11 protein-coding genes and 1 riboswitch are annotated in these 10,181 nt (G+C 59.0%); of the genes, 8 read left to right on the top strand and 3 right to left on the bottom strand.

The annotated features are described in order from the left end of the window. The first annotated feature begins 88 nt into the window (after positions 1-88). Positions 89-1,249, top strand: a complete 1,161-nt coding sequence (locus ABHR63_RS07995; RefSeq protein ID WP_346965184.1) for an Mbeg1-like protein — start codon at positions 89-91, stop codon at positions 1,247-1,249. A gap of 111 nt (positions 1,250-1,360) precedes the next feature. Beyond that, positions 1,361-2,365: a nucleoid-associated protein gene (locus ABHR63_RS07990; protein WP_022094136.1), complete on the top strand. Its 1,005-nt coding sequence runs from the start codon at positions 1,361-1,363 to the stop codon at positions 2,363-2,365. A 245-nt stretch (positions 2,366-2,610) separates the two neighbouring features. Here the strand turns inward: ABHR63_RS07990 and dapD are convergent, their stop codons facing one another. From dapD to dapA, 3 genes are read right to left on the bottom strand one after another with little or no spacing between them, the layout of a single operon-like run. After that, entirely contained in the window at positions 2,611-3,330 is a 720-nt protein-coding gene (dapD, locus tag ABHR63_RS07985; protein ID WP_006234339.1) for a 2,3,4,5-tetrahydropyridine-2,6-dicarboxylate N-acetyltransferase, read from the bottom strand. A gap of 39 nt (positions 3,331-3,369) precedes the next feature. After that, positions 3,370-4,110, bottom strand: a complete 741-nt coding sequence (dapB, locus tag ABHR63_RS07980) for a 4-hydroxy-tetrahydrodipicolinate reductase (RefSeq protein WP_346965183.1) — start codon at positions 4,108-4,110, stop codon at positions 3,370-3,372. After that, positions 4,103-6,412 (bottom strand): 4-hydroxy-tetrahydrodipicolinate synthase, encoded by a 2,310-nt coding sequence (gene dapA / locus ABHR63_RS07975; RefSeq protein WP_346965182.1) that lies wholly within the window; start codon positions 6,410-6,412, stop codon positions 4,103-4,105. Before dapA ends, dapB begins: the two co-directional genes overlap by 8 nt. Positions 6,413-6,477: 65 nt before the next feature. Next, positions 6,478-6,646, bottom strand: a riboswitch (Lysine riboswitch). Positions 6,647-6,790: 144 nt separating this feature from the next. Here dapA and ABHR63_RS07970 point away from each other — a divergent pair. The 6 genes from ABHR63_RS07970 (at position 6,791) to ABHR63_RS07945 (ending at position 10,091) form a co-directional block, all read left to right on the top strand. Further along, complete coding sequence (locus ABHR63_RS07970) at positions 6,791-7,978, top strand: N-acetyldiaminopimelate deacetylase (RefSeq protein WP_138112137.1); 1,188 nt, start codon at positions 6,791-6,793, stop codon at positions 7,976-7,978. Positions 7,979-8,080: 102 nt separating this feature from the next. Further along, positions 8,081-8,362, top strand: a complete 282-nt coding sequence (locus tag ABHR63_RS07965) for a type II toxin-antitoxin system RelE/ParE family toxin (RefSeq protein ID WP_006234335.1) — start codon at positions 8,081-8,083, stop codon at positions 8,360-8,362. Next, positions 8,334-8,675, top strand: a complete 342-nt coding sequence (locus ABHR63_RS07960) for a HigA family addiction module antitoxin (protein ID WP_050766086.1) — start codon at positions 8,334-8,336, stop codon at positions 8,673-8,675. Before ABHR63_RS07965 ends, ABHR63_RS07960 begins: the two co-directional genes overlap by 29 nt. Positions 8,676-8,758: 83 nt before the next feature. After that, positions 8,759-9,028 (top strand): hypothetical protein, encoded by a 270-nt coding sequence (locus ABHR63_RS07955; RefSeq protein WP_050766085.1) that lies wholly within the window; start codon positions 8,759-8,761, stop codon positions 9,026-9,028. A 164-nt stretch (positions 9,029-9,192) separates the two neighbouring features. Next, positions 9,193-9,636 carry an FxLYD domain-containing protein gene (locus ABHR63_RS07950; RefSeq protein ID WP_006234331.1) on the top strand — a complete coding sequence of 148 codons (444 nt, stop codon included), beginning with the start codon at positions 9,193-9,195 and terminating at the stop codon, positions 9,634-9,636. 32 nt (positions 9,637-9,668) lie between these two features. Beyond that, positions 9,669-10,091 (top strand): XRE family transcriptional regulator, encoded by a 423-nt coding sequence (locus ABHR63_RS07945; RefSeq protein WP_346965950.1) that lies wholly within the window; start codon positions 9,669-9,671, stop codon positions 10,089-10,091. The last annotated feature ends 90 nt before the right edge of the window (positions 10,092-10,181 follow it).

Here is a 10,181-nt window from a genome sequence, read left to right as displayed (position 1 = left end):
ACGGTGGCCATTATTCGGTGACCGGGATTGGTCAAAATAGTTTGACTATTAGCGGCTAAAATCGCCCGGCGCTAACAATGGGAGGGCCATGTCGGATTCGCCTAATTTTTTGACCTATGTCCAGACGGCGTTTGATCCCTTTGAGGAGCGGCCGTTCTGCGCGGTGGATAGCCTGGTCTTTGCGTGGTTGTCCTATTTGCGCTTGCCGGGTGATATGGCGGGGCTGACGAACTGGCAGGGCCTAGACGTACGCGAACTGCTGCGTGCCGAGTGCTACCGGGACATGATTGACGACTTGTGGGGCCCAGAGGGAAGCAGGGCCTTGTTGGAGGCCGTGGCAGCAAATCCCAGATACCGCGGCGTGCACGTTTGCGGCTATCGTGCCGTGAGCGATGTGGTGGCGACGGAGCAGTTTGCAGCCATGGCGTTCCGGTTTCCGGCGGGGTTTAGCTATCTTTCCTTCCGGGGGACCGACAGCACGATTGTGGGCTGGAAAGAGGACTTTAACATGGCGTTCCGGTGTCCTGTGCCGGCCCAGGAATCCGCGGCGCGTTATGTGGACGAGGCGGCGGATGCGATCGACGGGCCGCTTTTGTGCGGAGGTCATTCCAAGGGCGGAAACCTTGCGGTGTACGGTGCGGCGATGTGCTCCGATGTCGCCCGTGAGCGAATCGAACGGGCGTATTCCCATGATGGTCCAGGGTTCGTCGAGGAGTTTCTGAACGGCAACGCCTTTGCCGATCTTTCCGGTCGAATCGACAAGACGCTACCTCGGTCGTCGATCTTCGGCATGATGTTCGAGACACAAGAGGACTATGCCATCGTTGAGAGCACCGAGTTCAGCCTGCTGCAGCACAATCCCTTTAGCTGGGTGGTTGATGGTTGCGACTTCGTATACTGTGAGCGCCTGTCCGCCGGTGCTCGATACGTTGATGGCTCCATTCGCGAGATGCTGCTTGCAGTGTCACCTAGCGAGCGCGAGCGTTTTGTAGATGCGTTGTTCTCCGTGTTTGAGGCTACGGACGCCGAACGGTTTGCGGATATCGCAGGAAATCTGCGTGAGAGTCTGCCCGTGATGCTCCAGGCTGCGCAAGGCTTTGACAAAGATACGCGACGCTTTATCTCGCAGACCATCGTGGCGATCCTTAAATGCGCACTGTTGCCCAAACGACCCCAGATCGACGTGCCCGCTGCCGGCAAGAGTTTGGCAGAACAGCTCGAGGCTTGGCAGTCCGAGCTCCTGCGCTAGCCATTGATACAAAGCAACCTGTCCCCGATGCGCCAATCTTCGATGCGCCTGGGGCGGGCTCGACCGCTATACTGGTTCGTGCCGAAATCGATCTAGAACGGAATGCCGTATATGAAAATCAATCACGCGATTCTGCATATCCTGGACTTTGACTCTGCCGTCAACGTTATGAGCCAGCGCGAGTTGGATATCGAGAGCCGCACCGTGCGTAATTTCGTAACCACGCACCTGCGGCGCGCTCGTACCTCGGCCGACAACAAACGCGCCACGTTTGCCGAGAACTCTGCGTTTGGTGGTGAGCTCAAGGGCTATTTCTTTGGCGAGCGCGAGTTCGTGGACCTGTCGCAGCAGATTGCGGAGTTTATCTCCTCCGAGCTCACCAAAGCCGAGAAAGCCGAGTCCACCGACGTGCTCGTGGCTGATTTTGACGACGATGAGGATGCCCGCTGGTTTGCCGTGATGCTGCTGGGCTCCAAGCAGGCTTTTATGCACGAAGTGGGCCGCGAAGAGGGGGAGGTGCGCAACGACATCGCGCGCCACTACGCCATTCTGCCGAACCCCTCGCAAAAGGTGCCGAGCTATGCAATCGTGCGTGCAAGCACCATGGAGATCGGCTATGTGGATAAGAAGCGCAAGATTGCCGGCGAGGATCGCATGCTCATTCCCGATGGCCTGCTGCAGTGCGACACGGGGGTATCGGGCAAGGAGGTCATCGACACCGTGACGCGTGTGGTCGAGGAAGTCGCCGAGGAGCACGGTGCCAACACGGCCGTGGCGCTCGCCAAGGTTAAGGCTGCCGTTGCCGAGAAAGTCGAGGATGACGAGGAGCTGCCGCCTTGGGATATCGTCGATGAGGTCTTTGAGGACGAACCAGTTATCAAGGAGAGCGTGCGCGCGGCACTGACTGAGGAGAAGGTGCCTGAGCGCGTTCCCGTGGAGCGCAAGCAAGTTGAGCGCGCGGCCGTGCGCAATCACAAGATCCGTACCGACACGGGCATCGAGATCAGCTTCCCGGCCGAGATGGGTTCGAACTCCGAGTACATCGAGTTCGTCAATGAGCCCAACGGCCTCATCTCCATCGAGCTCAAGAATATCGGGTCAATTGAGAATCGATAAACTGCGCTTGGACGCTGCAAAAATAAAGGCCGAAGCCCCGGATGAGGGCTTCGGCCTTTTTACTTGGGGCTGAATTACGTTGCAGGTCGAGCATACGTCAGCGAAAACGCCCCTAAGCGAGCAAGGTGACGTGAAAGAGGAGGGAAGCGTACTTCGGTACGCGACCGACGATTGAACGTCAGATTGCCGCTTAGGGGCGTTTGCAGCGTCGGGCCGTTACGGCGTTTGGTAAAACGCCGTAACTATTAAAGCTGGCGCAGGCCCTCTTCCAGGCCGGTCTTGCTGTCGGTCTTCTCGTCGCGCATCTTGATGGCGCGGGCGGGGACACCGGCCACGACGGCGCCGGCGGGGACGTCCTCGACGCACACGGCGCCGGCGGCAACTACAGCACCCTTGCCCACGTGCACGCCTTCCAGGACCACGGCGTTTGCGCCGATCATGACATCGTCCTCGATGATGACGGGCGTGGCGCTGGCGGGCTCCACAACGCCTGCCAGCACGGTGCCGGCGCCGATGTGGCAGTTCTTGCCCACGGTGGCGCGACCGCCCAGCACGGCGCCCATATCGATCATGGAACCCTCGCCGATAACGGAGCCGATGTTGATGATGGCGCCCATCATGATGACGGCACGGTCGCCAATCTCGACGCGGTCGCGGATGATCGCGCCCGGCTCGATGCGGGCGTTGATGCCCTTAAGGTCGAGCATGGGCACGGCGGAGTTGCGGCAATCGTTTTCAACGTCGTAGTAATCGATGGAATCGGCATTGGCGTCCAGGATGGTCTTGAGCTCGTCCCAGTCGCCAAAGACGGTCTTGCCGCGACGGCCGCCGTAGACATGTGCGTCGCCCCAGGCAACCTTCATGCCCGGCTTCTCGCGCACGTACAGCTTGACGGGCGTCTTTTTGGGCGCGGTGGCGATGTAGTTGATAATCTCCTGTGCATCCATCTCGGCTGCGTTGCTCATTTGCTATCTCTCCTTTGGGTGGATTCGGTTGATACCTGGTTAGGCAAACATGACCTTGTCGAACGTATAGAAGCCGGGTTCGCGGGTGACGAGCTTCTGCGCGGCTGCCAAGGCGCCGTTGACAAAGATCTGACGGCTCGTGGCGCGGTGGGTGAGCGTGACCTCCTCGTCCTGGCCAAAGAAGCTCACCTCGTGCACGCCGGCGACGGTGCCGCCGCGCAGCGAGTGCATACCGATTTCCTTGGGATCGCGTGCTCCGCACATGCCCTCGCGGCCATAGACGGGGTGGTAGCCTGCCTCGGGCTCGGCTTCGACGACGGCGTCGAGCAGTAGCTTGGCAGTGCCGCTGGGGGCGTCGACCTTTTGGTTGTGGTGCGTCTCGACGATTTCGCAGTCAAAGCCGGGCAGCTCGCGTGTAGCCTGCGCTACCAGATGGCGCAGGGCTGCGATACCGATGGAGTAATTGCCCGAGTGCATAACGCGGGTGTTCTGGCCCAGCTCACGCAGGCGGTCCATCTGCTCGGGGGTGTAGCCTGTGGTGCCTGAGACCAACGCCGCGCCCGTGCGCTCGACATAGGCGACGACGGCGTCGAAGGTCGCGACGTTCGAGAAGTCGATGATGACGTCGGCAGCCGGTGCGTTCTCGAGCTCGCTCAAATCGAAGCCAATCTGGGTCACGATATCAAAAACGGGCTGCCCGGCGGCGTCGACAATGCCTTCGGCGGTAGTGCGGATGAGCGAGCTCATGCGGCCCGTTCCCATAATGACGGTCTTAATCAAGTAGACCAGCTCCCTTCAGAGCATCGGTAAGTGCGGCTCGCGTGTCGTCTGCCATGGGGCACAGCGGCATACGGTAGTTTGCCTCGATCATGCCCATCTGGGCGAGCGCTTCCTTGACGGGGATGGGGTTGACCTCGCTAAAGAGGGCGTTGATGAGCGGCTGGCCGGCAATCTGGATATCGCGGGCGCGCGCTACGTCGCCGTCCAGATAAGCGCGGCACATGTCGTGTACAAGCTGCGGCTGCACGTCGGCCCACACGCTGATGGTGCCCGAAGCGCCCAGGCTCATGAGCGGCACTGTGAGTGCATCCTCGCCCGAGTACATGCGGAAATCGTCGGACAGCAGGTGGGCGATCTTGGCCGCGTAGGCGACGTTGCCCGAGGCCTCCTTGATGCCCATGATGTTGGGGTGCGCGGCTAGGCGCTCTACGTTGCGCTCGCTGATACCGCAGCCGCAGCGGCCGGGGATGTTGTACAGGATGCAGGGGATGTCAACGGCATCGGCGACGGTCTTAAAGTGCTGATAGATACCCTCTTCGTTGGACTTGTTGTAGTAGGGGGTAATGAGCAGCAGGCCGTCGGCTCCCAAGCCCTGGTAAGTAAGCGACTTGGTGAGCATGGTCTGCGTGGAGTTGGAGCCTGAGCCGGCGATGACGGGGACGCGTCCTGCAACATGCTTGACCACGGCGGCGACGACGGAGTTGTCCTCGTCATCGGTCATCGTGGCGCTCTCGCCGGTGGTGCCCAGGGTGAGAATGGCGTCGGTGCCATTTTGCAAGTGGAAATCGATAAGGCGCTCGAGCGCGTCAAAGTCGACACTGCCGTCCTTTTTAAACGGCGTAACCAGGGCGACGATTGAGCCCTCGAGATTGCGGATGTCCATGTTCTTCTCCTTCGCCTCCGCGATCTGGATGCGTTTGTTCCATTGAGCTGCGACTGCCAGGCGCTCGTCTTGGGCGCGACGGCGGGCGCTTTCGGCGCGCGACTTGGCCAGCAGCTCTCGGCCGCACGGCAGCACGTCGAGCGTGGAAAAGTAATCGCCCGGGCGCTCGGCGCGGCGGATGAGGTCGGCCGCGCCATCGGGGCGCAGCAGGACCTCGGCGGAGCGCAGACGTCCGTTGTAGTTGTAGCCCATGGAGTAGCCATGCGCACCGGTATCGTGGATTACAAGCAGGTCATCCATGTCGATATGCGGCAGCTCGCGGTCGATGGCGAACTTGTCGTTGTTTTCGCACAGGTTGCCCGTGATATCGTACGTGTTCGTGACGGGAGCTGCGGACTTGTCGGGGCCACCCGGCTGGCCCATCACTGTAACGTGGTGGTAAGCGCCATACATGGCAGGGCGAATCAAATCGACGGCGCTTGCATCGACACCGATATAGTCCTTGTAGATCTGCTTCTCGTGGATGGCCTTGGTGACCAGGCAGCCGTAGGGGCCCATCATAAAGCGGCCCATCTCGGTGCAGATCGCCACATCGCCCATGCCGGCGGGAACCAGGATCTCGTCGTATGCCGCGTGTACTCCCTCGCCGATGGCGCGAATGTCGTTGGTCTGCTGCTCGGGCAGGTAGGGGATGCCGACGCCGCCGGACAGATTGATGAAGGCGACGTGTGCGCCGGTCTCGCGCTCCAGGCGTACGGCAAGCTCAAAGAGGATGCGCGCGAGCTTGGGGTAGTAGTCGTTGGTGACAGTGTTGCTGGCAAGGAATGCGTGGATGCCAAAGTCCTCGGCGCCCTTGGCCTTGAGCATGCGGAAGGCCTCGAAGAGCTGCTCGGTGGTCATGCCATATTTGGAGTCGCCCGGGTTGTCCATGATGCCGTTGGAGAGCTGGAACAGGCCGCCTGGATTAAAGCGGCAGCTGACCGTCTTGGGGATGGGCCCCGCAACGCGCTCAAAGAACCCGATGTGGCTGATGTCGTCAAAGTTGACGATGGCACCCAGCTTGTCGGCGAGCTCAAAGTCGGCAGCCGGTGTGTCGTTGGACGAGAACATGATGTCGTGTCCCGTGATACCCAGTGAGCGGGCGATCATGAGCTCGGTATAGCTCGAGCAATCGCAGCCGCAGCCGTATTCGTTGAGAATGGAGATGAGCGCCGGGTTGGGGTTGGCCTTGACGGCAAAGTATTCCTTAAAGCCCGGGTTCCATGCAAAGGCGTCGCGCACTTCTTGCATGTTGCGGCGGATGCCCGCCTCGTCGTATAGATGAAACGGCGTGGGGAACTGCTCGACGATATGCTCGAGTGTCTCCTTGTCCACAAACGGCTGCTTGGCCGCATATGCCTCGTTGGGGGTCAATGCCATGTCCCGTAAACCTCGCTATCCAGACGGCGCCATCTGCGCATCGAATCCGCATAGCGTGGACCCAATGTCCGGATAGCGCTCCCGCATTGCTGCAGACAGTCCTGTGGGTGTTTCCCACAGGCCCACCAGGTTGTTCGTGCCCGAAAAACCCAGTTCGGCGGGTTTCGCCTCCCCACGGGGTCAAAGCCTGCCGGCTCGCCCGCGGCTCTTCGTGCCCGCGCCTCTATCAAGTGGTAAAGACCCTATCACGTTGCACTTTACCAAACAAGAGTATTCGTATATAACGTTTAAAAAATGCAGCATCATGCTAGAAACGAGGGCGCCACAATCCTGCGTCACAATAGGTGACAACTGAGTTGCCCCATGAAAGGAATCCCCATGACCGAGCTCCAAGAACTCCGTCGCTATCGTCGCGACCTGCATCGCATTCCGGAGCTCGACTTCGATCTTCCGCAAACTATCGCCTATATCGAGGGCGTGCTCGCTCCGCTTGCCTGCGAGGTGATCCATCCGTGCCCTAGTTGCGTGTGCGCTTTCTTCGACGCTGGCACGGGTGCCTCGCATGCTACGGCGATTCGTGCCGATATGGATGCGTTGCCTATTGCGGAGACGACGGGCGCCGCTTTTGCCTCGACGCATCCCGGCAAGATGCACGCGTGCGGCCACGACGGGCACATGGCTATGGCCCTCGCGGCGGCAACTTTTGTCGACCGTACGATTCGTGAGCAGCCGGGCGTTATTAAGCGCAACGTGCTTTTTGTGTTCCAGCCGGCCGAGGAAACAACCGGTGGCGCTAAGACGGTATGCGAGAGCGGCGTGTTCGAGCGCTACGGGGTCGACCGCATCTTTGGCTTTCACGTGTGGCCCGATCTTCCTGCCGGTACGCTGGCGAGCTGTCCCGGTCCGCTGCTGGCGCGCTCGAGCGAGACGCACATTCATATCCATGGCACGAGCATCCATATCGCCAAGACCTACGGCGTTCCAGTCGAGGAATCACATGACGCAGCGCTGGCGGCGGCAAAGTTCCTGGTTGCCGAGCGCGAGCTGATGGACGAGCTGGGTGCCGATGAGCCCTGCATCGGTAAGTTTGGCCTGCTGCAGGCCGGCACCGTCTGCAATGCGGTGGCGGGGGAGGCCCATGTTGCCGGTAGCTTGCGTGTGTTTACGGACGCCATGTTCGACCGTGCGCGCGAGGGCGTACGCCGTGCGCTCGACGAGGCGTGCACCGCAACGGGCTGTACGTACGATCTCGACTTTGCCGAGGGCTATCCGCCAGTCGATAACGACCCCGAGTTGTTTGCCCACATTGCGCCTGCCTTGCCCGAGTTGCAACTTGTGGACGAGCCGCTGTTAATTGCCGAGGACTTTGCTTTCTATCAGCGCCATCTGCCGGGCGTGTTCTTCTTGCTGGGCACGGGCGTGCCAGAAGGACAAGAAAACCCGATCGACGCTGATGACTGCCCAGCCTATGCGATGAGCGCTCTGCATACCGATACCATGCTCTTTGACGAGGAGATTCTTCTCAAAGGCCTCGATGTCTACAAACGATTGCTTTTGCTTGACTAAGGCGCAAAGGACTATTTGTTCTAGAAAACACGAACAAACGTACGATATAATAGAGATGTAAGTCTATAGAAAGGTTTGACGTTACTAACGTAAGGCGATACTATGATTGCATCGTATAAAGATGAGGATACCGAACGCTTTGCCATGGGTGTGCGGGTCAGGAGGTTCGTGCCCTTTGAGCGTGTTGCGTTGAGGAAGATTCGCCAACTGCAGGTTTGTGCTTCGCTTGATGATCTTCGCGTTCCACCGGGCAACCGCCTGGAAGCTTTGAAGGGCGATCGTGCCGGTCAATATAGCATCCGTGTTAACGAGCGCTATCGGGTCTGTTTTGAGTGGAGACAGGAGATGGCTTGGAATGTCGAAATCGTCGATTATCACAAGTGATGAGACTTCGGCCGATTTGCTGTCGCCGGTGACTCCTGGTGAGCTTCTCAAAGAGGAGTTTCTTGTTCCCATGGGCATTTCTCAATATCGCCTTGCGAAAGAGACTGGGATTCCGGCTCAGCGTATCGGGCAGATTGTCTTGGGAAAACGTCGCGTGACGGCCGACACCGACCTCCGTCTTTGCCGTTATTTTGGCCTGACGGATGGTTATTGGCTGCGCGCTCAGGTGGCGTTTGACCTTGAGGCCGAGAAAAGGCGGATCGAACCGGAACTCGACAAGATCGTTCCTGTTCAGCAGGCTATCGCACTGTAGTGCTCAAAGATGATGGGGGTGGCGCGGCGATGAGGCGACGCCGACAGTCTGCCGTATATAGTCCGGGTGGATGCGGGTGCGGTTTGCTGCTGCTTCCGGTTATTGCTGTGAGCATTGGCGTGATGTTTGCGCTTGCCGGGCTTGCCGCGGCGGCGCTCGTGCTGTTTATCACTGCCATCGGCGTGACGATTTGGCTCTGCCGCAATCGCGAGCAACGCCGTGCCGACGGTAAAACCAATGTCGGCTGGGTCGTCTTTCTGATCATTGCGTACCTGCTGAGTGCCAGCTACCTTGTTTTCTTTGTCCTGTTGATGATCAGTGCCTTTACCGGGGAATCCGTCACGGTGGGTTGATGCACTGCCAGCAGACGGTCGCGCGCAGTGCGTTTGCTCGGCGTTTGGATAACTGCATTGGTCGTTTACCGCAGCCTTAGCTCTCAGCTAATGAATTCAAGTTCAATCCTTCCTACGATGTGCTGTGTACCGGCACGGTAGCCGGATCGTAGGAAGGATGAATAATGGCAAAAGAGGGAAAGAAGCCAATCGGCAAGATTGTCCTAGGCATCATCGTGGTGCTGGTTATTGTCGGTGCCGTGGGCTCTATGGGCGGCAACTCAACCGATTCGTCTGCGAGCGATTCGGCAAAACCTGCCGAGACGACACGGCAGGCTGAGGAGCAAAAAGAACCGCAAGAACCGTATACCATTGCTGACGAGGCTGAAGACACTTCCAATCAGTTTACCTATAAGATCACGGGCACCCTGACCAATAACACGGACAAGGAAAAGAGCTACATTCAGATTGAATATGTTCTGTATGATGCCGATGGCAACCAGGTTGGAACGGCTCTTGCAAACACCAATCATCTGAAGGCGGGCGGCTCCTGGAAGTTCGAGGCGCTGGGTACGGTGTCTCCCGACCAGGTTGCTAGCTGGGAGCGTTCGGACGTAAGCGGTTTCTAGCATGTTGCATGCACTGGGGGAGGTGAAGTCGTATGTCCGATAAAAAGCTGACTGACGAGTTGCTCAATGAGCTTCTCGACGCGCCAAACATCGATGGCTATATCAAGGAACACGACTTTGCCGCCCCGTCGCTTTCGGATTACTTAAAGCAGTTGCTGCAAGAGAAGGGGCTCGAGCGTTCGCGCGTGGTGCGTATGGCCGACCTCAACGAGACCTTTGGCTATCAGATCTTTACCGGTTCGCGCAATCCGAGCCGCAATAAGGTGCTGCAGATTGCCTTTGCAATGGCGCTGTCGATGAAGGAGACTAACCGCGCCCTGACGGCTGCCGGAGTGAGCGTCCTAAACTGCAGGGACCGTCGCGATGCAATCATTATCTTTTGCATCGACCGTGGCTGTAGCCTCCAAAAGGTCAATGAAGAGCTGTATCGCTTTGGCGAGGAAACGGTGAGTTAGTGGCCAATGGCTGAGCTGGCTGTTGCCGAAACAACTATGCGAACGAACAGGGTGCGGACACCATGGGGTGTCCGCACCCTGCGTTATGAT

Origin of the sequence: Collinsella aerofaciens (assembly GCF_039752775.1) — a bacterium.
Classification (GTDB): domain Bacteria; phylum Actinomycetota; class Coriobacteriia; order Coriobacteriales; family Coriobacteriaceae; genus Collinsella; species Collinsella aerofaciens_R.
This window is presented reverse-complemented; position numbering and strand designations above follow the sequence as displayed.

Coding starts and splice junctions, on each gene's coding strand:
- ABHR63_RS07995 (WP_346965184.1), top strand. CDS start 89: ATGTCGGATTCGCCTAATTTTTTGACCTATGTCCAGACGGCGTTTGAT.
- ABHR63_RS07990 (WP_022094136.1), top strand. CDS start 1,361: ATGAAAATCAATCACGCGATTCTGCATATCCTGGACTTTGACTCTGCC.
- dapD (WP_006234339.1), bottom strand. CDS start 3,330: ATGAGCAACGCAGCCGAGATGGATGCACAGGAGATTATCAACTACATC.
- dapA (WP_346965182.1), bottom strand. CDS start 6,412: ATGGCATTGACCCCCAACGAGGCATATGCGGCCAAGCAGCCGTTTGTG.
- ABHR63_RS07970 (WP_138112137.1), top strand. CDS start 6,791: ATGACCGAGCTCCAAGAACTCCGTCGCTATCGTCGCGACCTGCATCGC.
- ABHR63_RS07965 (WP_006234335.1), top strand. CDS start 8,081: ATGATTGCATCGTATAAAGATGAGGATACCGAACGCTTTGCCATGGGT.
- ABHR63_RS07960 (WP_050766086.1), top strand. CDS start 8,334: ATGTCGAAATCGTCGATTATCACAAGTGATGAGACTTCGGCCGATTTG.
- ABHR63_RS07950 (WP_006234331.1), top strand. CDS start 9,193: ATGGCAAAAGAGGGAAAGAAGCCAATCGGCAAGATTGTCCTAGGCATC.
- ABHR63_RS07945 (WP_346965950.1), top strand. CDS start 9,669: ATGTCCGATAAAAAGCTGACTGACGAGTTGCTCAATGAGCTTCTCGAC.